The organism is Spiroplasma poulsonii, assembly GCF_009866525.1.
Lineage (GTDB): Bacteria > Bacillota_I > Bacilli_A > Mycoplasmatales > Mycoplasmataceae > Spiroplasma > Spiroplasma poulsonii.
In genome coordinates this window covers 1163573-1186345 of record NZ_CM020866.1, presented here as the reverse complement: position 1 = coordinate 1186345, position 22773 = coordinate 1163573, and the positions used below count along the sequence as shown (strand labels likewise).

Annotated in this window: 35 protein-coding genes and 1 pseudogene; 18 read left to right on the top strand and 18 right to left on the bottom strand. The window is 24.0% G+C overall.

The window, feature by feature from the left end; all coding sequences use genetic code 4:
* Positions 1-384: 384 nt before the first annotated feature.
* The 4 genes from MSROBK_RS06680 to MSROBK_RS13815 form a co-directional block, all read right to left on the bottom strand.
* Positions 385-1185 (bottom strand): IS3 family transposase, encoded by an 801-nt coding sequence (locus MSROBK_RS06680; protein WP_206780853.1) that lies wholly within the window; start codon positions 1183-1185, stop codon positions 385-387.
* A gap of 28 nt (positions 1186-1213) precedes the next feature.
* Positions 1214-1489, bottom strand: a complete 276-nt coding sequence (locus MSROBK_RS06675) for a transposase (RefSeq protein ID WP_040093712.1) — start codon at positions 1487-1489, stop codon at positions 1214-1216.
* A gap of 150 nt (positions 1490-1639) precedes the next feature.
* Positions 1640-2038: a transposase family protein gene (locus MSROBK_RS13820; RefSeq protein WP_242441474.1), complete on the bottom strand. Its 399-nt coding sequence runs from the start codon at positions 2036-2038 to the stop codon at positions 1640-1642.
* Positions 2023-2475: an IS5 family transposase gene (locus tag MSROBK_RS13815; protein ID WP_040092446.1), complete on the bottom strand. Its 453-nt coding sequence runs from the start codon at positions 2473-2475 to the stop codon at positions 2023-2025. The genes MSROBK_RS13820 and MSROBK_RS13815 overlap by 16 nt, the downstream gene beginning before the upstream one ends.
* A 190-nt stretch (positions 2476-2665) precedes the next feature.
* Between MSROBK_RS13815 and MSROBK_RS06665 the strand changes: the two genes are divergently transcribed.
* Both MSROBK_RS06665 and MSROBK_RS12380 read left to right on the top strand, forming a co-directional pair.
* The gene (locus tag MSROBK_RS06665; protein WP_052443440.1) at positions 2666-3019 is read left to right on the top strand and encodes a S1 RNA-binding domain-containing protein; all 354 of its coding nucleotides are present in this window, start codon (positions 2666-2668) and stop codon (positions 3017-3019) included.
* Positions 3020-3138: 119 nt separating this feature from the next.
* Entirely contained in the window at positions 3139-3441 is a 303-nt protein-coding gene (locus MSROBK_RS12380) for an OST-HTH/LOTUS domain-containing protein (protein WP_107685398.1), read from the top strand.
* Positions 3442-3653: 212 nt separating this feature from the next.
* On the opposite strand, the gene MSROBK_RS13810 is transcribed toward MSROBK_RS12380, so the two are convergent.
* Genes MSROBK_RS13810 through MSROBK_RS13800 form a run of 3 tightly spaced genes read right to left on the bottom strand, consistent with a single transcriptional unit; the run spans position 3654 to position 4488 of the window.
* On the bottom strand, positions 3654-4052 hold the full coding sequence (locus MSROBK_RS13810; RefSeq protein WP_416375440.1) for a transposase: 399 nt from the start codon (positions 4050-4052) through the stop codon (positions 3654-3656).
* Positions 4037-4321, bottom strand: a complete 285-nt coding sequence (locus MSROBK_RS13805; RefSeq protein WP_040093221.1) for a helix-turn-helix domain-containing protein — start codon at positions 4319-4321, stop codon at positions 4037-4039. The genes MSROBK_RS13810 and MSROBK_RS13805 overlap by 16 nt, the downstream gene beginning before the upstream one ends.
* Positions 4322-4335: 14 nt before the next feature.
* Entirely contained in the window at positions 4336-4488 is a 153-nt protein-coding gene (locus tag MSROBK_RS13800; protein ID WP_241969990.1) for a hypothetical protein, read from the bottom strand.
* Between the two features lie 197 nt (positions 4489-4685).
* Here MSROBK_RS13800 and MSROBK_RS06650 point away from each other — a divergent pair, with 197 nt between their 5' ends.
* Both MSROBK_RS06650 and MSROBK_RS06645 read left to right on the top strand, forming a co-directional pair.
* Positions 4686-5618, top strand: coding sequence for a rolling circle replication-associated protein (locus MSROBK_RS06650; protein WP_040093711.1), 933 nt, complete (start codon positions 4686-4688; stop codon positions 5616-5618).
* 402 nt (positions 5619-6020) lie between these two features.
* Positions 6021-6287, top strand: coding sequence for a hypothetical protein (locus tag MSROBK_RS06645; RefSeq protein ID WP_040093710.1), 267 nt, complete (start codon positions 6021-6023; stop codon positions 6285-6287).
* An 85-nt stretch (positions 6288-6372) separates the two neighbouring features.
* On the opposite strand, the gene MSROBK_RS13795 is transcribed toward MSROBK_RS06645, so the two are convergent.
* Positions 6373-6771 (bottom strand): transposase family protein, encoded by a 399-nt coding sequence (locus tag MSROBK_RS13795; RefSeq protein ID WP_242441474.1) that lies wholly within the window; start codon positions 6769-6771, stop codon positions 6373-6375.
* Positions 6756-7208, bottom strand: a complete 453-nt coding sequence (locus MSROBK_RS13790) for an IS5 family transposase (RefSeq protein WP_040092446.1) — start codon at positions 7206-7208, stop codon at positions 6756-6758. The genes MSROBK_RS13795 and MSROBK_RS13790 overlap by 16 nt, the downstream gene beginning before the upstream one ends.
* Before the next feature lie 413 nt (positions 7209-7621).
* On the opposite strand from MSROBK_RS13790, the gene MSROBK_RS06635 reads away from it, so the two are divergent.
* The 5 genes from MSROBK_RS06635 (at position 7622) to MSROBK_RS06615 (ending at position 8890) form a co-directional block, all read left to right on the top strand.
* Positions 7622-7861, top strand: a complete 240-nt coding sequence (locus tag MSROBK_RS06635; RefSeq protein ID WP_040093709.1) for a hypothetical protein — start codon at positions 7622-7624, stop codon at positions 7859-7861.
* Positions 7862-7955: 94 nt separating this feature from the next.
* On the top strand, positions 7956-8183 hold the full coding sequence (locus MSROBK_RS06630) for a hypothetical protein (protein ID WP_040093708.1): 228 nt from the start codon (positions 7956-7958) through the stop codon (positions 8181-8183).
* A gap of 14 nt (positions 8184-8197) precedes the next feature.
* Positions 8198-8368 (top strand): hypothetical protein, encoded by a 171-nt coding sequence (locus MSROBK_RS06625; RefSeq protein ID WP_227991157.1) that lies wholly within the window; start codon positions 8198-8200, stop codon positions 8366-8368.
* The gene (locus tag MSROBK_RS06620) at positions 8368-8550 is read left to right on the top strand and encodes a hypothetical protein (RefSeq protein WP_040093706.1); all 183 of its coding nucleotides are present in this window, start codon (positions 8368-8370) and stop codon (positions 8548-8550) included. Before MSROBK_RS06625 ends, MSROBK_RS06620 begins: the two co-directional genes overlap by 1 nt.
* Positions 8551-8680: 130 nt before the next feature.
* The gene (locus MSROBK_RS06615) at positions 8681-8890 is read left to right on the top strand and encodes a hypothetical protein (RefSeq protein ID WP_052443508.1); all 210 of its coding nucleotides are present in this window, start codon (positions 8681-8683) and stop codon (positions 8888-8890) included.
* Positions 8891-9579: 689 nt separating this feature from the next.
* On the opposite strand, the gene MSROBK_RS06610 is transcribed toward MSROBK_RS06615, so the two are convergent.
* Positions 9580-10380 carry an IS3 family transposase gene (locus MSROBK_RS06610; protein WP_206780852.1) on the bottom strand — a complete coding sequence of 267 codons (801 nt, stop codon included), beginning with the start codon at positions 10378-10380 and terminating at the stop codon, positions 9580-9582.
* Between the two features lie 28 nt (positions 10381-10408).
* A complete protein-coding gene (locus tag MSROBK_RS06605) occupies positions 10409-10684 on the bottom strand; it encodes an IS3 family transposase (RefSeq protein ID WP_040093310.1) in 276 nt (91 codons plus the stop codon).
* Positions 10685-10954: 270 nt separating this feature from the next.
* Here MSROBK_RS06605 and MSROBK_RS06600 point away from each other — a divergent pair, with 270 nt between their 5' ends.
* Together MSROBK_RS06600 and MSROBK_RS12375 are read left to right on the top strand one after the other, a co-directional pair.
* A complete protein-coding gene (locus MSROBK_RS06600; protein WP_052443440.1) occupies positions 10955-11308 on the top strand; it encodes a S1 RNA-binding domain-containing protein in 354 nt (117 codons plus the stop codon).
* 119 nt (positions 11309-11427) lie between these two features.
* Positions 11428-11730, top strand: a complete 303-nt coding sequence (locus MSROBK_RS12375) for an OST-HTH/LOTUS domain-containing protein (RefSeq protein ID WP_107685398.1) — start codon at positions 11428-11430, stop codon at positions 11728-11730.
* A 212-nt stretch (positions 11731-11942) separates the two neighbouring features.
* Here MSROBK_RS12375 and MSROBK_RS13785 read toward each other — a convergent pair whose 3' ends face one another.
* Positions 11943-12341 (bottom strand): transposase family protein, encoded by a 399-nt coding sequence (locus MSROBK_RS13785; protein ID WP_242441474.1) that lies wholly within the window; start codon positions 12339-12341, stop codon positions 11943-11945.
* Positions 12326-12778: an IS5 family transposase gene (locus MSROBK_RS13780; RefSeq protein WP_040093163.1), complete on the bottom strand. Its 453-nt coding sequence runs from the start codon at positions 12776-12778 to the stop codon at positions 12326-12328. The genes MSROBK_RS13785 and MSROBK_RS13780 overlap by 16 nt, the downstream gene beginning before the upstream one ends.
* 290 nt (positions 12779-13068) lie before the next feature.
* On the opposite strand from MSROBK_RS13780, the gene MSROBK_RS06585 reads away from it, so the two are divergent.
* From MSROBK_RS06585 to MSROBK_RS06575, 4 genes are read left to right on the top strand one after another with little or no spacing between them, the layout of a single operon-like run.
* Entirely contained in the window at positions 13069-14445 is a 1377-nt protein-coding gene (locus MSROBK_RS06585; RefSeq protein WP_040093702.1) for a DUF4064 domain-containing protein, read from the top strand.
* Positions 14446-14480: 35 nt separating this feature from the next.
* Complete coding sequence (locus MSROBK_RS06580; RefSeq protein WP_040093701.1) at positions 14481-15170, top strand: M48 family metallopeptidase; 690 nt, start codon at positions 14481-14483, stop codon at positions 15168-15170.
* 52 nt (positions 15171-15222) lie between these two features.
* Complete coding sequence (locus tag MSROBK_RS11725) at positions 15223-15474, top strand: hypothetical protein (RefSeq protein WP_227991155.1); 252 nt, start codon at positions 15223-15225, stop codon at positions 15472-15474.
* Entirely contained in the window at positions 15434-16759 is a 1326-nt protein-coding gene (locus MSROBK_RS06575) for an NAD(P)H-hydrate dehydratase (RefSeq protein WP_227991153.1), read from the top strand. Before MSROBK_RS11725 ends, MSROBK_RS06575 begins: the two co-directional genes overlap by 41 nt.
* Positions 16760-17189: 430 nt before the next feature.
* On the opposite strand, the gene MSROBK_RS13775 is transcribed toward MSROBK_RS06575, so the two are convergent.
* The 3 genes and pseudogenes from MSROBK_RS13775 to MSROBK_RS06565 all read right to left on the bottom strand — a co-directional run.
* Entirely contained in the window at positions 17190-17588 is a 399-nt protein-coding gene (locus tag MSROBK_RS13775; protein ID WP_416375024.1) for a transposase, read from the bottom strand.
* A complete protein-coding gene (locus tag MSROBK_RS13770; RefSeq protein ID WP_040093700.1) occupies positions 17573-18025 on the bottom strand; it encodes an IS5 family transposase in 453 nt (150 codons plus the stop codon). The genes MSROBK_RS13775 and MSROBK_RS13770 overlap by 16 nt, the downstream gene beginning before the upstream one ends.
* Positions 18026-18140: 115 nt before the next feature.
* A pseudogene (locus MSROBK_RS06565) lies at positions 18141-18524 on the bottom strand (hypothetical protein); the annotation flags it as partial.
* A gap of 67 nt (positions 18525-18591) precedes the next feature.
* Between MSROBK_RS06565 and MSROBK_RS13765 the strand changes: the two are divergent.
* Both MSROBK_RS13765 and MSROBK_RS13760 read left to right on the top strand, forming a co-directional pair.
* A complete protein-coding gene (locus tag MSROBK_RS13765; protein ID WP_040092446.1) occupies positions 18592-19044 on the top strand; it encodes an IS5 family transposase in 453 nt (150 codons plus the stop codon).
* On the top strand, positions 19029-19427 hold the full coding sequence (locus MSROBK_RS13760) for a transposase family protein (protein ID WP_242441474.1): 399 nt from the start codon (positions 19029-19031) through the stop codon (positions 19425-19427). Before MSROBK_RS13765 ends, MSROBK_RS13760 begins: the two co-directional genes overlap by 16 nt.
* Before the next feature lie 85 nt (positions 19428-19512).
* On the opposite strand, the gene MSROBK_RS06555 is transcribed toward MSROBK_RS13760, so the two are convergent.
* A complete protein-coding gene (locus tag MSROBK_RS06555) occupies positions 19513-19650 on the bottom strand; it encodes a hypothetical protein (RefSeq protein ID WP_157944240.1) in 138 nt (45 codons plus the stop codon).
* A 236-nt stretch (positions 19651-19886) separates the two neighbouring features.
* Positions 19887-20702, bottom strand: coding sequence for a glycerol-3-phosphate 1-O-acyltransferase PlsY (plsY, locus tag MSROBK_RS06550; protein WP_040093697.1), 816 nt, complete (start codon positions 20700-20702; stop codon positions 19887-19889).
* Positions 20703-20828: 126 nt separating this feature from the next.
* On the opposite strand from plsY, the gene parE reads away from it, so the two are divergent.
* On the top strand, positions 20829-22769 hold the full coding sequence (gene parE, locus MSROBK_RS06545) for a DNA topoisomerase IV subunit B (RefSeq protein WP_040093696.1): 1941 nt from the start codon (positions 20829-20831) through the stop codon (positions 22767-22769).
* Positions 22770-22773 lie beyond the last annotated feature (4 nt).

The window sequence follows — 22773 nt, the reverse complement described above, 5'->3', positions numbered from 1 at the left end:
AAACAAAAAAATATTAAGTTTTCTTATTGATATGTAAATTGATTTATGGCAAATATTTTGTTTTATCTTTTTATTGTTTGTTTTAATTTACAATTTATATATTTTAGTTCTACATCAGTTGTTGATATTATCCTTTTTATTTTTTTAGTAATTTTTGATATTATCTTTTTTTGGTCTTTTTTTAGTAATCTTTTTCAAACACGAAAATTGATTAAAATTATTAAAAGTAATCCAATATCAATCATTAACGGTGCTTTGGGTACTGGTAAAACTTTATTAATGACTTATTTATCGCAAATTGCTAAGTTTGACAATGTTTATTCTAATTATTTTATTAATGATGAAAAAATTGGAGTGGAATGGCAAGGGTTTTTTGGACAAATTTTATGTAGAGTAAAGATTTTTATATTCAATTGGTGTTAAATAATTTAATTTGCTGTGAATTCGTACATTATTGTATCAATTAACATAGTCAAATAATTCTAATTTAAATTGTTCAATATTTTTAAATTTTCTGTTTTTAATTAATTCTGTTTTTAAAATTTTATAGGTTGATTCAGAAACAGCATTATCATAAGAACAGCCTGGTTTACTATAAGATTTTGCAACATTGTTTTTAGCTAAAAGATTGTAAATGATATTGTTATTAAATTCGCTGCCTTGATCAGTATGAAATATTTTAATATTATCTAAAGAAAAACTAAGCTTTTTAAAAGTATTTTCAACTAATTTGGCATCTTTATGAGAACTAACATCATAACCAATAACTTCACGATTAAATAAATCAATTAGAAAGCACACATAATATCATTTGCTATTGATAGCAACTTGTGTTAAATCACTGACAACAACTTCATGTAGTTTATAATTATTAAATTCTTGATTTAACAAATTATGATATTTGTATGTAGCGTTTTTGTTACTTTGATGTTTATATTTAAGTTTTGTATAATTGGAAATTAAGTTATATCTTTGCATTATTTTACTAATTTTTATTCGTGATAATAAAATATTTTGTTGTGCTAACATAACTTTAATTTTTCTTGTGCCATAATTTTTACGACTTTTTAAGAAAATACTGATAACAGCATTATCAATAGTATGGTTTGATTTAGGATTATTTGATTTCAATTGATAATAAAACGTTGATCTAGGAACTTTTAGTGTTTTGCATAAATTAGTAATTACATATTTTTTTTGTTTTTAATAATTACTATTTTTTGCCTATTATCAGTGTGGCTTGCTTTAAAATATCATTTTCCATTCGTAATTGTTTAATTTCTTTTCTTAGATGAATTAGTTCATTTTCTTCTGGGCTTCGATTATCTTTTGCTTTAAATGAACCAGAATTATTGAATTCATGAATTCATTTTCAAACTGTTGATTTACCGACCTGATAGTCACTGGACAATTGTTTTGCTGTTTTACCTGTTTTATAAAGACTAACAATTTGTTGTTTAAATTCATCGGTATAATAGACTTCTTGCATTACTTGTTAAAAAATTGCAAATATTTGTAAAAAAGATACTAATAGAAAAATATAATTTTAATTAATTATGTTTTTTATTTAAAAATTTAATATTTTTCCACAACGAAAAATTAATTTATTATTTAAATTATTTAATTTTAAATAAATATTTTATGTTAAATATAATAATTGTAAATTATAAATTGAGGCAATTAAATTAAATCTTAAACCAAATCTTTTTCTTCGATTACGATATTTTTCTGTAATAATTTTAAATTTTTTAAGAATAGCAAAAATATTTTCAATAATAATTCTCATTTTTGAAACTAGTCTATTATATTGCTTTTGTTCTTTGTTTAAAGGGTTTTTCTTTGTTTTCTTTGTAGGTATTAGAACATTATTGTGATTTTTTTGTATTCCTTGATAACCACTATCAACTATTAATTTGGTATTTTTTAAAATTGGGATTTTTGATTCTTTAAATAAAGCATAATCATGTTTTTTTCCGAGCGAAAAACTTGTTGCAATAATTTTTTTGGTTTCTTGTTCGATAATTACTTGTGTTTTGATCGTGTGTTTTTTCTTTTTACCAGAATAAGATTGTTTTTGTCTTTTTTTGGGCGTTGGATTGGAGTTTCGGTAGCATCAATAATAATAGTTTTATCATTAAAATAATCATTTATTAGTGCTTTTTTACCAGCAAGTTGTTGAAAATCAGAGTTTTTAATTAAAATATCTTCAATTCACTTAATATTACGATAACAATTAGCCTCACTAATATCAAAACTTTTACCAAGATGAAAATAAGTCTGATATTCTCTTCAATATAATAAAGTCATCAATAATCTATTTTCTAATGATAATTTATTAGTTTTACCACCTTTTTTAAATTTTTCTATTTCAGCAACTTTTAAAATATCTAACATTTTATTAAAAGTGGATTTTTTTATTCCTGTTAATCTTAACCATTCTCTATCATTAAGAGTATTAAATTTATTATTGTTCATATTTTTATGTCCTCATAAATTATATTTTATAATAATATTTTAATAAAAAAGGGTATCGCAAGAAGTCTAATGATTCTTTGCCATAATTACACCTCCATTTATTAATTTAATTATAATCCTTACTCCACATTATTGTTGTCCAATTTATCTTAACCCATCCAATTAGATTTTAGTAAAGGAGAAAAAATATATGTATGATAAAAATAACAAAATTATTGTAAAAATAACAAATATTACTCCCTATGGTGCTTTTTGTAGAGCAGAAAGAGCTGATGGTTTAATCCATATTAGTGAAGTTTCAGATTATTTTGTTAAAGATATTAAAGATTTTTTTGATATTGGTGATGAAATTGAAGTTGATGTGCTTGATTTTAATATAGTTAGAAAACATCTTAAATTAAGTTATAAAAATTGTCACCCTGAATTATTAAAAAATGATGATAAAGAAATTCAGGAAATAAAAACAGCATTCCAAAACTTAAATAAAAAACAAAATAAAACAGACAATATTGAAAATATTAATAAAATAAATGAAAATGAATAAATTAGTAAAATACAATAAAAAAGTAAAAAATAGTTTTTATACTACTTTTTACTTTTTTATTGTATTTTATTTTTAATTTGTTATAATACTTTTAACTTTTTATGGTTTAGTTTTACAGTATACACATTGATAAAATAAAAAATAATAATAAAGAATCTAAAAAAATAGGAAGTGATATTAAAAGCTTAACTACCCTGGTAAATAACATTATTAATGAAATTTCAACTGATGATGGTTTTGCCGAATTCTCCCAAGTTATTTCATTATTAATTCGAAGAAAATCTGATTTTGATACAAGAAATTATGGTTTTAATAACACTAAAACACTATCATTTTTTAAAGAAAAGTTAGCTGATTATTATGAGATAAAATTAGCTAGTGATAATCAAACCGCATTTATTAAAATAAATTCAAAAAACTAAGTTAAAAAATGTGCTTATTTTAAGCACATTTTTAGTGTTTTTATATAGTAGACTTCTTGCATTACTTGTTAAAAAATTGCAAATATTTGTAAAAAAGATACTAATAGAAAAATATAATTTTAATTAATTATGTTTTTTATTTAAAAATTTAATATTTTTCCACAACGAAAAATTAATTTATTATTTAAATTATTTAATTTTAAATAAATATTTTATGTTAAATATAATAATTGTAAATTATAAATTGAGGCAATTAAATTAAATCTTAAACCAAATCTTTTTCTTCGATTACGATATTTTTCTGTAATAATTTTAAATTTTTTAAGAATAGCAAAAATATTTTCAATAATAATTCTCATTTTTGAAACTAGTCTATTATATTGCTTTTGTTCTTTGTTTAAAGGGTTTTTCTTTGTTTTCTTTGTAGGTATTAGAACATTATTGTGATTTTTTTGTATTCCTTGATAACCACTATCAACTATTAATTTGGTATTTTTTAAAATTGGGATTTTTGATTCTTTAAATAAAGCATAATCATATTTTTTTCCGGGCGAAAAACTTGTTGCAATAATTTTTTTGGTTTCTTGTTCGATAATTACTTGTGTTTTGATCGTGTGTTTTTTCTTTTTACCAGAATAAGATTGTTTTTGTCTTTTTTTGGGCGTTGGATTGGAGTTTCGGTAGCATCAATAATAATAGTTTTATCATTAAAATAATCATTTATTAGTGCTTTTTTACCAGCAAGTTGTTGAAAATCAGAGTTTTTAATTAAAATATCTTCAATTCACTTAATATTACGATAACAATTAGCCTCACTAATATCAAAACTTTTACCAAGATGAAAATAAGTCTGATATTCTCGTCAATATAATAAAGTCATCAATAATCTATTTTCTAATGATAATTTATTAGTTTTACCACCTTTTTAAATTTTTCTATTTCAGCAACTTTTAAAATATCTAACATTTTATTAAAAGTTGATTTTTTTATTCCTGTTAATCTTAGCCATTCTCTATCATTAAGAGTATTAAATTTATTATTGTTCATATTTTTATGTCCTCATAAATTATATTTTATAATAATATTTTAATAAAAAAGGGTATCGCAAGAAGTCTATTATAATCAAAATAACTTTCAGATATAAACACTTAATTATATTGAAAGTTTCAAACTATTTATAGTTTCCTTGAGCGGAATTTTTAAATGTAATTTAGTGTTTTTTTATTTGAAAGGAGTTTATAAAAATGAATAATGTTTTTATTTACGATAATTTAAAGATTAATAGTCATAATATATTTATGAATAAATTAAATTATGCTAAAAGAGAATATTATTTAAAAAAAGTATTTTATGGTAATTATGTTAAAAATATTGTTTTACCACTAGATATAATTAATAATATCCCCCGTAATAAAGATGGTATTAAAAATACTGGGAAAAATGATAAAAAGTTATTAAATAGTCGTATTCGTACACAAGGAAATTGTATCCGTAAAGCATATCATAATTTTTCAAATTCTAAAAATTTAAGTTTTCTAACTTTAACTTATGCTGTTAATGAAACGGATGTTAAAAAGTGTAAATATGATTTAATGAAATTCTTTCAAAATATTAATCGTTGATATAATAACCCAATTAGAGCAAAACATCATAAAGGAATTTTAAAATATATGTATACTTATGAGTATCAAAAACGGGGAGCAGTCCATTTTCATATAATCTTAAACCAAAAAATACCAAATAGTACTGTACAACAGTATTGAAAACACGGTATTAATAAAAATATTAAAGTTCGTAGTGGAACAAACGAAGATGTTGTTAAATATCTTGCTAAATATATTGTTAAAACTGCTAATAATGATAAGTCACAAAATCATTATGATTTAAACATTAAAGCATATCAATTTAGTCGTAATTGTAAAAACCCAAAAATAAAAGTTGGGGTTGTTGAATTAGATACATTAGATTTAATTCTGTCATCTGATGAAACACTTAATTATTTTAGTTTTGGTAATAAGCAAGGTATTCGTGTTGGTTTTAGTTGTGATAGTTATTATGGTTTAGATAAATTTAGAGAATTTAAAAAATATGTTTCACACGAAAGTAAAATGTGAAGAAATCAAAATAATAAAATAATTGAAAATTACAAAAATAAATTTAAAAATTTAAGGTGTTAAAATTAAAAAATGAGTTAAAAACTCATTAAAAAAAGTGGCAATTGCCCTGAGCAACAATCACCACAAATTAATTAAAACAAAAAAAAAAAAAAACAAGATGGGGATGTATATTTTACAATATATTTAATTTTGTGTTGAAAATTTGACTTTTTAATATTTTATTGTATTATTAATTTAACTTAAACATTTTATTGTGTTTGAGTTTTAAATCTTAAAAGATTTCCTTGAGCGGAACTTAAATATAATTAAATGCTTTTTATATTTTATTTATAAATTTATTCAAATAAAAAACACTAACTTTGTAGCAATAAATATTTTAATTAATCATTTTTATATTTAAGTTTTAATTTTTTAAGAAATCTTTTAAGAAACTATATAGTTTTTTAAAAGGAGATTTCAAATATGAAATATTTAGTGATGTTAACAAAGGTTAACAAAAATAAAGTTATTAAAAATAACAAAACTGGTAAAGAAGACTATTATGATGTCTTAAAATTTCAACCATTAGAAAAAAACGAAAATGGAGAATATGAAAGTTCAAATTTATTACCAAAAGATAAATGATTTAAACAAGATAACGAAAATTATATTAGATTTCTTGCATTACTTGTTAAAAAATTGCAAATATTTGTAAAAAAGATACTAATAGAAAAATATAATTTTAATTAATTATGTTTTTTATTTAAAAATTTAATATTTTTCCACAACGAAAAATTAATTTATTATTTAAATTATTTAATTTTAAATAAATATTTTATGTTAAATATAATAATTGTAAATTATAAATTGAGGCAATTAAATTAAATCTTAAACCAAATCTTTTTCTTCGATTACGATATTTTTCTGTAATAATTTTAAATTTTTTAAGAATAGCAAAAATATTTTCAATAATAATTCTCATTTTTGAAACTAGTCTATTATATTGCTTTTGTTCTTTGTTTAAAGGGTTTTTCTTTGTTTTCTTTGTAGGTATTAGAACATTATTGTGATTTTTTTGTATTCCTTGATAACCACTATCAACTATTAATTTGGTATTTTTTAAAATTGGGATTTTTGATTCTTTAAATAAAGCATAATCATGTTTTTTTCCGAGCGAAAAACTTGTTGCAATAATTTTTTTGGTTTCTTGTTCGATAATTACTTGTGTTTTGATCGTGTGTTTTTTCTTTTTACCAGAATAAGATTGTTTTTGTCTTTTTTTGGGCGTTGGATTGGAGTTTCGGTAGCATCAATAATAATAGTTTTATCATTAAAATAATCATTTATTAGTGCTTTTTTACCAGCAAGTTGTTGAAAATCAGAGTTTTTAATTAAAATATCTTCAATTCACTTAATATTACGATAACAATTAGCCTCACTAATATCAAAACTTTTACCAAGATGAAAATAAGTCTGATATTCTCGTCAATATAATAAAGTCATCAATAATCTATTTTCTAATGATAATTTATTAGTTTTACCACCTTTTTTAAATTTTTCTATTTCAGCAACTTTTAAAATATCTAACATTTTATTAAAAGTGGATTTTTTTATTCCTGTTAATCTTAACCATTCTCTATCATTAAGAGTATTAAATTTATTATTGTTCATATTTTTATGTCCTCATAAATTATATTTTATAATAATATTTTAATAAAAAAGGGTATCGCAAGAAGTCTATTCAAATAAAACCTATGTGTAATTTTGGTACTTGATTTTATGTTGGTGTTAACTAAGATGGAAAAATTAATATTGTTGAACCATATATTGAAAATGATAACGAGCAAGATTTTATTAATAAATATTCTAGTGAAAAACAAGAACAGTTAAATAGTAATCAACAGCAAAATCAAAATAATAATATTGGTATTGATGATACTATTTTGTGAAATAAATAGTTATGAAACAACAGTTATGTTTTGCTTGTATTAATGATACTGTTTGAGAAAATGGTTCTACTTATTGCTGAAACTGTGTTAATAAAAATGTTGTTTTAATTAATCAATATTATTCTAGAATAAATAATGAAAAGAATTAAAGAAATTTTAAAAGAATTAAAATCAAAAGAATACAATATTTTATTAGATGAATTAGAAGAGTTATTTTTTGAGTTAGAAAAAAATCAATTATATAAAGAAGATTTTGTAATATACAGTTTTGGATGTGATAAGTGTAATTTAACTTACAGCTGTAAAAATAATTGTAAATTATTTTGAGCTTTAAAAGATAATCTAGATTATGAAAAATTAGAAAGTAAGGAATAAAAATAAATATGTGAGATTGAATTGCTTGTTGTAGTTGTTTTTTAATAGCAATTACTTTAATAGTTTTAATTCTTGTATTTATTGGTGGTTTTTAATGAAAAAACAAACTAAGTTATATAAACAACGATTAGAATATTTGGTTAATGTTATACATCAATGTTTACCTGCAAAAATATCTTTATTTATGTTAAGAAAAGCAATTAAGTTATATCTTAATCATAATATTATTGATATTAGTGTTATGGAAGAACAACATTTTAAATTATTAGTAGAACAAGTAAAAAATTGTATGTTAAATATAGAAAGTGAGAGTGAAAAATAATGGATATATTTTCAATGATTATTGTATTTTTATTAGTTATCTTATTATATGCTTATGTCATTTTTTCTGTTTTTAATAAAAAAGAAATTAAAAAATCAAAATTAGAACTTGAAAAAATAGAACTTGAAAATGAGAAATTAAAGTTAGAAATTTCAGAATTAAAAAATAAAGGTGGTGGTAATTAATGACTGTATTTGCAACAATTATTTTAGTTATTACAATGTTTATGTTATTGATATTTTTAACAGTAAGCACAGTGTTTAAATTTAAAAATAAATATTTAGTTTGTCCGCATTGTTCTAAAAAAGTAGAATTTAAAGAATGGGGAAAACGAAAAATTAAAAAAGCAGATAAATCTGTTGAATAAGTTAATATCAGTTAAATACATTGCCAAAGTATAAAATTGATTTTAGTTTTTAATGTTAATTACTAAAATCAAGGTTAGAGTACGGCAATGTTTTATTATAAGTTATTAGTATTTAAGGAGTGAGTTTTAGATGAATGTAAATTTATTAGCAGATAACCCTGATGCAAGTGTTATTAAGCAAATAGCAGATTTTGCTGGTATTCTTGCTGATTGGGCGATTGCTTTTACAAACTGATTTATCGGTTTTTTAGGGTCACATATGTTATTAATTATTCCGTTAGTTTTAATGTTTGTGGTTTTAGGAATTGAAACAATCAGAAAGTTAATTCACGGATATTAGTATTTATGATAAACTCTAACCTTGATTTTAGTAATTAACATTTAGGAAAGGAATAAGAAAAATGCAAAGTGTATGAGATTTATATTATGAATTTATGACAATTATTTTTAGGATTAATCATCCTATTATTTTAGATATTGTTATATTTGTTGTGTTTTTAATACTTGTTTTTGGTATGTTATTTTTAATTTTAAGTTGTATTTTTAGGTGGATAAAATAATGGACTGAAACACTTTTTTGCAACGAGTATATCAAGGACTTTTGCAGATTTTTTATTTTATTCCAAAAATTGAAATTGATAACTTTGTTGGTAGTTCTATTGATAATATTACTTATTCAGTGATTATGATAGGTGTTTGATTAGTGGTGTTTTTCTTAATTTGATTATCAATATTTATTTTATATAAAACTATAAGTTTGGTGGTGTAAATATGTTTAAAAATTATTTTAATTTATTTAGAAAACAAAAAAATATTAAGTTTTCTTATTGATATGTAAATTGATTTATGGCAAATATTTTGTTTTATCTTTTTATTGTTTGTTTTAATTTACAATTTATATATTTTAGTTCTACATCAGTTGTTGATATTATCCTTTTTATTTTTTTAGTAATTTTTGATATTATCTTTTTTTGGTCTTTTTTTAGTAATCTTTTTCAAATGGAATGGCAAGGGTTTTTTGGACAAATTTTATGTAGAGTAAAGATTTTTATATTCAATTGGTGTTAAATAATTTAATTTGCTGTGAATTCGTACATTATTGTATCAATTAACATAGTCAAATAATTCTAATTTAAATTGTTCAATATTTTTAAATTTTCTGTTTTTAATTAATTCTGTTTTTAAAATTTTATAGGTTGATTCAGAAACAGCATTATCATAAGGACAGCCTGGTTTACTATAAGATTTTGCAACATTGTTTTTAGCTAAAAGATTGTAAATGATATTGTTATTAAATTCGCTGCCTTGATCAGTATGAAATATTTTAATATTATCTAAAGAAAAACTAAGCTTTTTAAAAGTATTTTCAACTAATTTGGCATCTTTATGAGAACTAACATCATAACCAATAACTTCACGATTAAATAAATCAATTAGAAAGCACACATAATATCATTTGCTATTGATAGCAACTTGTGTTAAATCACTGACAACAACTTCATGTAGTTTATAATTATTAAATTCTTGATTTAACAAATTATGATATTTGTATGTAGCGTTTTTGTTACTTTGATGTTTATATTTAAGTTTTGTATAATTGGAAATTAAGTTATATCTTTGCATTATTTTACTAATTTTTATTCGTGATAATAAAATATTTTGTTGTGCTAACATAACTTTAATTTTTCTTGTGCCATAATTTTTACGACTTTTTAAGAAAATACTGATAACAGCATTATCAATAGTATGGTTTGATTTAGGATTATTTGATTTCAATTGATAATAAAACGTTGATCTAGGAACTTTTAGTGTTTTGCATAAATTAGTAATTACATATTTTTTTTGTTTTTAATAATTACTATTTTTTGCCTATTATCAGTGTGGCTTGCTTTAAAATATCATTTTCCATTCGTAATTGTTTAATTTCTTTTCTTAGATGAATTAGTTCATTTTCTTCTGGGCTTCGATTATCTTTTGCTTTAAATGAACCAGAATTATTGAATTCATGAATTCATTTTCAAACTGTTGATTTACCGACCTGATAGTCACTGGACAATTGTTTTGCTGTTTTACCTGTTTTATAAAGACTAACAATTTGTTGTTTAAATTCATCGGTATAATGATTCTTTGCCATAATTACACCTCCATTTATTAATTTAATTATAATCCTTACTCCACATTATTGTTGTCCAATTTATCTTAACCCATCCAACTGGACAATTGTTTTGCTGTTTTACCTGTTTTATAAAGACTAACAATTTGTTGTTTAAATTCATCGGTATAATGATTCTTTGCCATAATTACACCTCCATTTATTAATTTAATTATAATCCTTACTCCACATTATTGTTGTCCAATTTATCTTAACCCATCCAATTAGATTTTAGTAAAGGAGAAAAAATATATGTATGATAAAAATAACAAAATTATTGTAAAAATAACAAATATTACTCCCTATGGTGCTTTTTGTAGAGCAGAAAGAGCTGATGGTTTAATCCATATTAGTGAAGTTTCAGATTATTTTGTTAAAGATATTAAAGATTTTTTTGATATTGGTGATGAAATTGAAGTTGATGTGCTTGATTTTAATATAGTTAGAAAACATCTTAAATTAAGTTATAAAAATTGTCACCCTGAATTATTAAAAAATGATGATAAAGAAATTCAGGAAATAAAAACAGCATTCCAAAACTTAAATAAAAAACAAAATAAAACAGACAATATTGAAAATATTAATAAAATAAATGAAAATGAATAAATTAGTAAAATACAATAAAAAAGTAAAAAATAGTTTTTATACTACTTTTTACTTTTTTATTGTATTTTATTTTTAATTTGTTATAATACTTTTAACTTTTTATGGTTTAGTTTTACAGTATACACATTGATAAAATAAAAAATAATAATAAAGAATCTAAAAAAATAGGAAGTGATATTAAAAGCTTAACTACCCTGGTAAATAACATTATTAATGAAATTTCAACTGATGATGGTTTTGCCGAATTCTCCCAAGTTATTTCATTATTAATTCGAAGAAAATCTGATTTTGATACAAGAAATTATGGTTTTAATAACACTAAAACACTATCATTTTTTAAAGAAAAGTTAGCTGATTATTATGAGATAAAATTAGCTAGTGATAATCAAACCGCATTTATTAAAATAAATTCAAAAAACTAAGTTAAAAAATGTGCTTATTTTAAGCACATTTTTAGTGTTTTTATATAGTAGACTTCTTGCATTACTTGTTAAAAAATTGCAAATATTTGTAAAAAAGATACTAATAGAAAAATATAATTTTAATTAATTATGTTTTTTATTTAAAAATTTAATATTTTTCCACAACGAAAAATTAATTTATTATTTAAATTATTTAATTTTAAATAAATATTTTATGTTAAATATAATAATTGTAAATTATAAATTGAGGCAATTAAATTAAATCTTAAACCAAATCTTTTTCTTCGATTACGATATTTTTCTGTAATAATTTTAAATTTTTTAAGAATAGCAAAAATATTTTCAATAATAATTCTCATTTTTGAAACTAGTCTATTATATTGCTTTTGTTCTTTGTTTAAAGGGTTTTTCTTTGTTTTCTTTGTAGGTATTAGAACATTATTGTGATTTTTTTGTATTCCTTGATAACCACTATCAACTATTAATTTGGTATTTTTTAAAATTGGGATTTTTGATTCTTTAAATAAAGCATAATCATGTTTTTTTCCGAGCGAAAAACTTGTTGCAATAATTTTTTTGGTTTCTTGTTCGATAATTACTTGTGTTTTGATCGTGTGTTTTTTCTTTTTACCAGAATAAGATTGTTTTTGTCTTTTTTTGGGCGTTGGATTGGAGTTTCGGTAGCATCAATAATAATAGTTTTATCATTAAAATAATCATTTATTAGTGCTTTTTTACCAGCAAGTTGTTGAAAATCAGAGTTTTTAATTAAAATATCTTCAATTCACTTAATATTACGATAACAATTAGCCTCACTAATATCAAAACTTTTACCAAGATGAAAATAAGTCTGATATTCTCGTCAATATAATAAAGTCATCAATAATCTATTTTCTAATGATAATTTATTAGTTTTACCACCTTTTTTAAATTTTTCTATTTCAACAACTTTTAAAATATCTAACATTTTATTAAAAGTGGATTTTTTTATTCCTGTTAATCTTAACCATTCTCTATCATTAAGAGTATTAAATTTATTATTGTTCATATTTTTATGTCCTCATAAATTATATTTTATAATAATATTTTAATAAAAAAGGGTATCGCAAGAAGTCTAGTGTAATGTTAAGCAATATTAACTATCAAATAGAATGAATTGCGTTCTAATTTAGATTTAGTTTTTATTATTTATTAGTTATTACGCAAATTTTTTTACATTTTAAAATATTATAATTAATATTACTAGTTTTAAAAGAAATAAGGTATAATTACTGTGTATATTTAGAAGATAAATAATATATGTATGGTTGTGTTAAGTTTAAAAGATAGGTGAAAAGAATGAAGAAATTATGTGGAGCGTCATTAATTTTTCTAACAATTGGAGGGCTTTTTAGTGCGCTTTTTTTTGGGTTATTAATTATTTTTAAAGCTAAAATGAGTACTAGTAGTACTAGTCATTTACTTTATGAAGCAGCACGAATGTTGCTTGAAGATATTGCGCGGGTTGTATTGCAATTTTCAGATCAAACAATGTATATCAAAGTTCTTGCTAATCCAACCTTGGTGGGTGGAATTTTAATAGGAATTTCTAGTTTTTTAGTGTTAATGTATTTAATTCCAAATTATTTAACAAAAAATGGTGGTTATAAAGGGTTTGGCGTTGTTTTTGCTTTAATTCTTGGTCTTCTTACGTGTTTCTTTCTGATTCTTGCGGTAGTATTTGGTGTTCAAACACCAGATGGAAAAACAGGATTAAGTGTTTTTAAATTAGGACTAAAAATTAATCCTAGTTTTGCTTTATTGTTTATTGGGCCAGTTTTTACTCTTCTTGGTGGAATCTTAACAACAACTTATTATCGAAAAGCACGTCAAGCAAAACCATTGACAAAAGATCAACAAAATCGTTTATCAGCAATTGATTTAACAACTGGTAAAATTGGAGCAAAAGGATTAACACCACAAAAAGAAATGGTTAACCAAGCGGAACTTTCTGCTCGTGAAGATGCATCTCCTAGGGCAACGAATAAAAATCCGGCAGCAACTGATTTAAAAACAAAAATGGCGTTATTAAAAGAGAAAATGGCGCGTAATGCAATGTTAAATGAACAAGGTGAAGCGCATTTAGCTGAACCAACAGCAGAATATGATAATAGTCGTTGAAAAGATAATAGTAAAACTCCTGATGAAAAAGCACCAATTCGTGTTGGCGCTGAAGGTCAGTACTTACGCACAATCGAAGAAGGAGTTGGGGTAGTTGACGAATCACCAACTGGTGTTATGATTGAACAAGAAGGTAATTTTGTTAAAAAAGGCGATATCATTAAACACCATGATTATTCTGCCCCTGTTTTTAGTGAAACAACTTCATCAGCACCGCAACAAAAAGGAACTGGCCCAGGTTCGATTATCATTCCAAAATCCAAACAACATATGCCATTAGATACGCGAGAGTTAGAAGAACGAATTGGTTCAGTACCAAGAATTAGTGAGAAACAACGGGTAAATCCGAATGCTCGTGTTGATAATTCGTATGATGGAAAAGTTTTCTTGGGTGATATTGATAAAATTTGAACCGCCGGAAAAAAATATCGCGAAGATATTACTAAACAATCAGAAAAAGCAAAACCAAAATCTTATGTTAATCCAACTGATAACTTTGATGATTATGTTAACGATAATAATGATAATACTGAAGAACATGATGATCATCATTAATCAAAAACTAGTTTTATTAGTAAGGGAGGAACATTATGGCATTTCAAAAAGTGCTACCATATCAGGGTAATTTAATTAAATATGATTTAATTATTAAAGAACAAAAAAATATTGTTTTAAATGTCAATAATGGCAAAATTAAAGTTTCAGCTCCAAGTCATGCGCATGATTGGGAAATTGAAGCTTTAATTTATAAAAATATTAAAAAAATTATTACTGTAATTGATGTTCATGATAATTACCGTAAAATTATGATTAATCCTGATGGAACTGGTTATGTCTTTGTTTTTAATGAAAAATATTCGTTACAATTAACTGCCGAAAATGTTCATACCAAAATTATTAATTGTCAATTATTTGTAATGAAAGATGCTGGTAGTTATGAGGAAAATGTTAAAAAGTTACACCAATTTTTGAAACAAAAATTTAGTTATAAATTTGAACAATTATTGGATAAATGAGCAGCAACAATGGGTTTAACTTATAAAAATTTATCGGTGAAAGCAATGACACGAAAATGAGGTGTCTGTTATCCGCAAACTGAAAAAATTGTTTTAAATACAAAACTAATTCATTTTGACCCAACGGTATTAGAATATGTTATTGTTCATGAATTATCGCATTTAGTGCATCATAATCATTCAAAATCGTTTTGATATTATGTTGAACGATATATGCCAAATTATAAGGAAAAAGTTGAAATTTTAAAAAAAACAGGAATTTAAAACTGGTTTTTCTGCTTTAATTGACTATAATTAAGTGAGGAGATTAAAAACTATGCTTTATATTACTAACCAAGCCGATAGTAAAAAAATTGATGATTTTATTTTTAACCAATTAGAAATTCCTGCCATTAAATTAATGGCCAAAGCAGTAGAGGGATTATTTAATTATGTTAATTTAACGGTTAATAATTTTTTAATTTTTAGTAATGTTGGAAATAATGGGGGCGATGGGCTTGCTTTGGCAAAATTAATTAGTGATTATGATGCCACTAAAAAAAGTGCATGTTTATATTTGCACTTCTAATGCAGACTTTGATGCGGCAAAGACACCAGAAGTGGCACATTACTATCGCCAATTAAAATCTTTAGCTAATGTAACAATTAGTTTTTTAAGTGATGATCTTGATAAACTACTTTTATGAGCTGAATTTATTGTTGATTGTATTTTTGGGATTGGATATCACGGTAAAATGCCAGCAGCAATTGCTGAAATTATTAAGAAAATTAATCAAGTCCAAAAATATGTTTTAGCGTGTGATATTCCTAGTGGAATTGATAATGATAAAGCAATAATTCCAACAATTGCAATAAAAGCTAATAAAACAGTTACTTTTTTTACTTATAAAACAGCATTTATTATTTATGATATTATTCCTTACTTAGGAGAAGTTGTGGTTTGACAGTTAGGTTTTCATCCAAAGGCTGTCAATGATATTTGTTCACAATTAGTTAATAATAATCTATTTTATAATAATAGTATTAAGTTACAATCACGACCATTAATTTCACATAAGGGGGATTATGGTAATTTAATTATTTTTGCTTCAAGTTTAGAGTATGTAAATGCTGGCACATTAGTAGCTAATATGGCTTTAAATGCTGGAATTGGTTTAGTAATTTGATCGGTTTCACCCGAAATATTAGGAAAAACCAATCATACCACCCCAGAAGTGACCTTTTGTGATTCTTCTGATCGTAATCGTATTTTAGATTTACTAACAAATAAAGTTAACATTGTTGCTTATGGAATGGGAAAAGGAAAAACAGAGCGAACATATAATACTTTAAATTATATTTTAGATAATTATAAGGGGCCAATTGTTGTTGACGCTGATGGCATTAATGTTTTATACCCGCCATTATTGCGTAAATTACGTGGCCGTGGTGTTTTAACCCCCCATGTCTTAGAATTATCACGATTGATTGATAAAAGTGTTGAAGAAATTTTACAAGACCGGGTAAATATTGCAAAAGAATTTGCTAATAAATACAAGATCATTGTTGTACTAAAAGGTTATCAATCAATTATTACAGATGGTAATATTGTTTATATTAACGGGACGGGGAACCCTTATATGGCAGTAGCTGGGATGGGCGATACTTTAACTGGTTTAATTGCTAGTTTAATTGGACAAGGTTATGAGTTATTTGAAGCTGCCATTATTGGAACTTATTTGCATGGTTTTGCTGGTGATGAAATTTCGCAATATAAAAAACCAGTGTTACCAACCGATATTATTGAACAAATTGGTTATGTTTTAGCAGAATTAATTGATTCGAATAACGATTATCATAGGTTCTCAAAATAAAAAAGGGACCTATTTTTTATTGTTTATGTAAATTGCAAATGCCAACCGATAAAAAGTTAACTATTAATTTAGTTAACTTTTTTAAGTTAATTATAGGAGGTTGGAATTATGCAAACAAAGCAATATTTGATTTTGTGGTCGTTAGTGAAAAAGTATGGTAAAGATAATGTTATTAATATTGTCAATAAGATTGCAAAAGATATTGAAATTAAAAAGTAAAAGAATAAATTATTCCGCGTAATTTATTAGCGGAATAATTTATTCAATAGACTTCTTGCATTACTTGTTAAAAAATTGCAAATATTTGTAAAAAAGATACTAATAGAAAAATATAATTTTAATTAATTATGTTTTTTATTTAAAAATTTAATATTTTTCCACAACGAAAAATTAATTTATTATTTAAATTATTTAATTTTAAATAAATATTTTATGTTAAATATAATAATTGTAAATTATAAATTGAGGCAATTAAATTAAATCTTAAACCAAATCTTTTTCTTCGATTACGATATTTTTCTGTAATAATTTTAAATTTTTTAAGAATAGCAAAAATATTTTCAATAATAATTCTCATTTTTGAAACTATTCTATTATATTGCTTTTGTTCTTTGTTTAAAGGATTTTTCTTTGTTTTCTTTGTAGGTATTAGAACATTATTGTGATTTTTTTGTATTCCTTGATAACCACTATCAACTATTAATTTGGTATTTTTTAAAATTGGGATTTTTGATTCTTTAAATAAAGCATAATCATGTTTTTTTCCGAGCGAAAAACTTGTTGCAATAATTTTTTTGGTTTCTTGTTCGATAATTACTTGTGTTTTGATCGTTTGTTTTTTCTTTTTACCAGAATAAGATTGTTTTTGTCTTTTTTTGGGCGTTGGATTGGAGTTTCGGTAGCATCAATAATAATAGTTTTATCATTAAAATAATCATTTATTAGTGCTTTTTTACCAGCAAGTTGTTGAAAATCAGAGTTTTTAATTAAAATATCTTCAATTCACTTAATATTACGATAACAATTAGCCTCACTAATATCAAAACTTTTACCAAGATGAAAATAAGTCTGATATTCTCGTCAATATAATAAAGTCATCAATAATCTATTTTCTAATGATAATTTATTAGTTTTACCACCTTTTTTAAATTTTTCTATTTCAGCAACTTTTAAAATATCTAACATTTTATTAAAAGTGGATTTTTTTATTCCTGTTAATCTTAACCATTCTCTATCATTAAGAGTATTAAATTTATTATTGTTCATATTTTTATGTCCTCATAAATTATATTTTATAATAATATTTTAATAAAAAAGGGTATCGCAAGAAGTCTAATGAATTATTTAATAAAGAAACAATAATATTTTTTGTAATTATTTATTATTCTTTACAAAACTTATATTGTTCCAAATCAACATTATTATCAATATGTTCAGCAAATTCAACACATTTATACTTATTTTGTATTTCGCTTTTTGTGTTTGTTGTAAATTTAGTATCAAATTCTAAATTTTTATTAAAAGCAAGAACTTTATCAGCGTTATTTATAATATACTCATTAAATTTTTGATGTATAGTACTTTTGCCATTATCTTTATCAAACATTATATTAATAGTTATATCTTGTGTTTTAATTTGTTTAAAAATTTCAATATATATTGGCATTGTAAACTTGCCATCTGCTTGTATAATTTCATAATCATCAGTATTATTATTTAATAACTTAGATAAAAAAATAAAATCATTTTGTCCTTCAATTAAATAGACTTCTTGCGATACCCTTTTTTATTAAAATATTATTATAAAATATAATTTATGAGGACATAAAAATATGAACAATAATAAATTTAATACTCTTAATGATAGAGAATGGTTAAGATTAACAGGAATAAAAAAATCCACTTTTAATAAAATGTTAGATATTTTAAAAGTTGCTGAAATAGAAAAATTTAAAAAAGGTGGTAAAACTAATAAATTATCATTAGAAAATAGATTATTGATGACTTTATTATATTGACGAGAATATCAGACTTATTTTCATCTTGGTAAAAGTTTTGATATTAGTGAGGCTAATTGTTATCGTAATATTAAGTGAATTGAAGATATTTTAATTAAAAACTCTGATTTTCAACAACTTGCTGGTAAAAAAGCACTAATAAATGATTATTTTAATGATAAAACTATTATTATTGATGCTACCGAAACTCCAATCCAACGCCCAAAAAAAGACAAAAACAATCTTATTCTGGTAAAAAGAAAAAACACACGATCAAAACACAAGTAATTATCGAACAAGAAACCAAAAAAATTATTGCAACAAGTTTTTCGCTCGGAAAAAAACATGATTATGCTTTATTTAAAGAATCAAAAATCCCAATTTTAAAAAATACCAAATTAATAGTTGATAGTGGTTATCAAGGAATACAAAAAAATCACAATAATGTTCTAATACCTACAAAGAAAACAAAGAAAAACCCTTTAAACAAAGAACAAAAGCAATATAATAGACTAGTTTCAAAAATGAGAATTATTATTGAAAATATTTTTGCTATTCTTAAAAAATTTAAAATTATTACAGAAAAATATCGTAATCGAAGAAAAAGATTTGGTTTAAGATTTAATTTAATTGCCTCAATTTATAATTTACAATTATTATATTTAACATAAAATATTTATTTAAAATTAAATAATTTAAATAATAAATTAATTTTTCGTTGTGGAAAAATATTAAATTTTTAAATAAAAAACATAATTAATTAAAATTATATTTTTCTATTAGTATCTTTTTTACAAATATTTGCAATTTTTTAACAAGTAATGCAAGAAGTATATTATCTTTTCCATACTTAGTTACTAAGGACCGTAAAATAAAATAATGTTTTCTTTCCATTAAAAAATCAACTCCTTTCTGAGTTGATTTGTTGCACTTCACTTACACGATGCCTTAGTTTATTTTCTTTTAAACAAGAAGCAGGATGATATAATAGCAATTGAGATTATAATGGTAGTGATAAAATTAATGCTAATGGAGGAGGCTATGATGGAACTTTTATTTTTGGTAAAGCAAGATTCCATTATACACCATTTTATCATTATGGGGATAAAACTTCTATTCAAAAAAAATAATTAATATAAATTATTAATTATTTTTTTAACCGCATTATTTTTAGGATTGGTTGTAATATTTCCGGTTGCTAAATCAGATTTTCCTTTAAAATCATAAGGTTTTTCAGTTCCTTTAAATAAACGAACAATATTTTGATGGTGTTTAAAAATTAAGAAAATCGCACTTAAAGTAATAACAATATTAATTAATGCTAAACTATCATAATAATTATTATAATTAACATAATGTAAGTAATTCATTCAAAAAACATGTGAGTTTTGTAGTAAATCACCATTAAAATTAATAACATTAATTCCGCTTAATTGAGGAATTCAACATAAAGCACCGGTAAATAAAGCCGCTAAAATTGAAGAAACAGAAACACGTTTTCAAATAAAGATTGTAGTTCATCAGACGATAGTTGAAATTAAAAAATAGTAGGGATTAGTCATCCATAATAGTCCTAAAAAAGAAGAAACTGTTTTTCCTCCTTTAAACTTATAATAAATTGGATAAGAATGTCCAATTAAGACAAAGAAAGCTGGAACATAATAACTAGTTGAACCAAAATTAACACCGTTAATATTAATACAACTAATCCCAAACGCAATAAACATTGTTATTGTTACTTTTAGCATGTCCAAAAACATAATACCAAAACCTCATTTTTTCCCTAAGACACGACTAGTATTTGTGGCTCCAGCATTTTTTGAATGATATTCTCGAACGTCAATTTTATAAAGGGTTTTACTAATAAAAATGGATCAACTAAAAGACCCAATTAAGTACCCAATGATTGCAGCAATTACTGTTCCTACATATCCGTATAATGTCATTTCGTCACCTCTCTTTTACTATTATTATAGTATATTAGAAATAATTTTGTAAATAATTGTAAATAAAACTAGTATAATATATGATAGTTATAGTAAAAAATTAGAATTAAAAGGAATGATTAAAATATGAGTACAGAAAATAAAACTTTAAAATATGATGAATCATCAATTCAAATTCTAGAAGGATTAGATGCAGTTCGTAAGCGTCCGGGAATGTATATTGGGTCAACTGATGTGCGGGGGTTACATCATTTAGTTTGAGAAATTGTTGATAACTCAATTGATGAAGCATTAGCAGGGTATTGTACCGAAATTAATGTTACTATTCATAAAAATAATGCCGTTACCGTTCATGATAATGGGCGTGGTGTGCCAACAGGAAAACATACTTCGGGAAAATCAACCCCAGAAATTATTTTTTCAGTTCTGCATGCTGGAGGAAAATTTGGTGGTGATGGGTATAAAACATCGGGAGGATTACATGGTGTTGGTTCTTCTGTTGTTAATGCCTTATCATCAGTTTTTGATGTTAAAATTTATCGTGATACAAAAATTTGACACATTAAATTTGGTAATGGTGGGCAAGTAAAACAACCATTAACAGAAATTGGAACAACAAATGAAACAGGAACAACTATCACTTTTTTACCTGATTCAAAAATTTTTAAAGTAATTGATTTTTCATTTACAACCATTTCAGAACGAATTCGTGAATCAGCATTTTTAAATAGTGGTGTTAAAATTACATTAACAGATGAACGTGCTGATAAAACAGTTGAGTATCTATTTAATAATGGGTTAGAAGAATTTATTACTTATATGAATGAGGGGAAAAAAAGCATTACCCCAATTGTAATGATGAAAGGCCTTGAAAAAGAAATTGAAGTTGAAGTTGCTTTACAATATTCAACTGAATTTAATGAAAATTTACTTAGTTTTGCTAACAATGTTAAAACAAGTGAAGGAGGAAGCCATGTTGTTGGGTTCCGTGGTGGTTTAACAAAGGTTATTAATGATTATGCGCGAAAAGAAGGATTATTAAAAGAAAAGGATAAAAACTTAGATTCAACTGATACGCGAGAAGGTTTAACAGCAATTATTTCGGTAAAAGTTCCAGAAAGTTTAATTCAATATGAAGGACAAACAAAAGGGAAATTAGGGACTTATGATGCTCGAGCAGCAGTAGAAATAATTGTCACAAAACAATTTGGGTTTTGATTAACAGAAAATAAAACAAGTGCTTATGCTATTATTGAAAAAGCGTTATTAGCACGGAATGTTCGTGAAGAAGCTCGTAAAGCCCGGGAAGCGGCACGAAATAATAAAAAACGAGGAAATAGTGACCGATTATTAACTGGAAAATTAACACCAGCCCAAAACCGCAATAAATTAAATAATGAAATCTTTTTAGTGGAAGGGGACTCAGCGGGAGGAAGTGCTAAATTAGGGCGTGACCGTCGCTTTCAAGCAATTTTACCATTACGTGGAAAAGTAATTAATGCTGAAAAAGCAAAATTACAAGACTTAATGAATAATGAAGAAATTAATGTAATGATTAATGCAATTGGTGCTGGAGTTGGAAATGCCTTTGACATTGAAGATGCCAATTATGGAAAAGTAATTATTATGACTGATGCTGATACTGATGGAGCGCATATTCAAACCTTATTATTAACATTCTTTTATCGCTATATGCGCCCACTAATTGAAAATCATCGGGTTTATATTGCGTTGCCACCACTATTTAAAATCTTAAATACTAAGAATAAAAGAATTGATTATGCTTGAGATGAAAATGAACTAAGAATAAAATTAAACACCTTAAAAGATAAGTTTGAATTACAACGCTACAAAGGCTTAGGGGAAATGAATGCTGAGCAATTGTGAGAAACAACAATGGACCCTGAAACACGCCAATTAATTTTAGTAACAATTGATGATGCTCTTATGGCAGAACGACGAATTGTAACTTTAATGGGTGATGATGCTAGAAAACGAAAAAACTGAATTGATGAAAATGTTAAGTTTACGTTAGAAGATGATTTTCAAACAATTATTAATCAATAAAGGT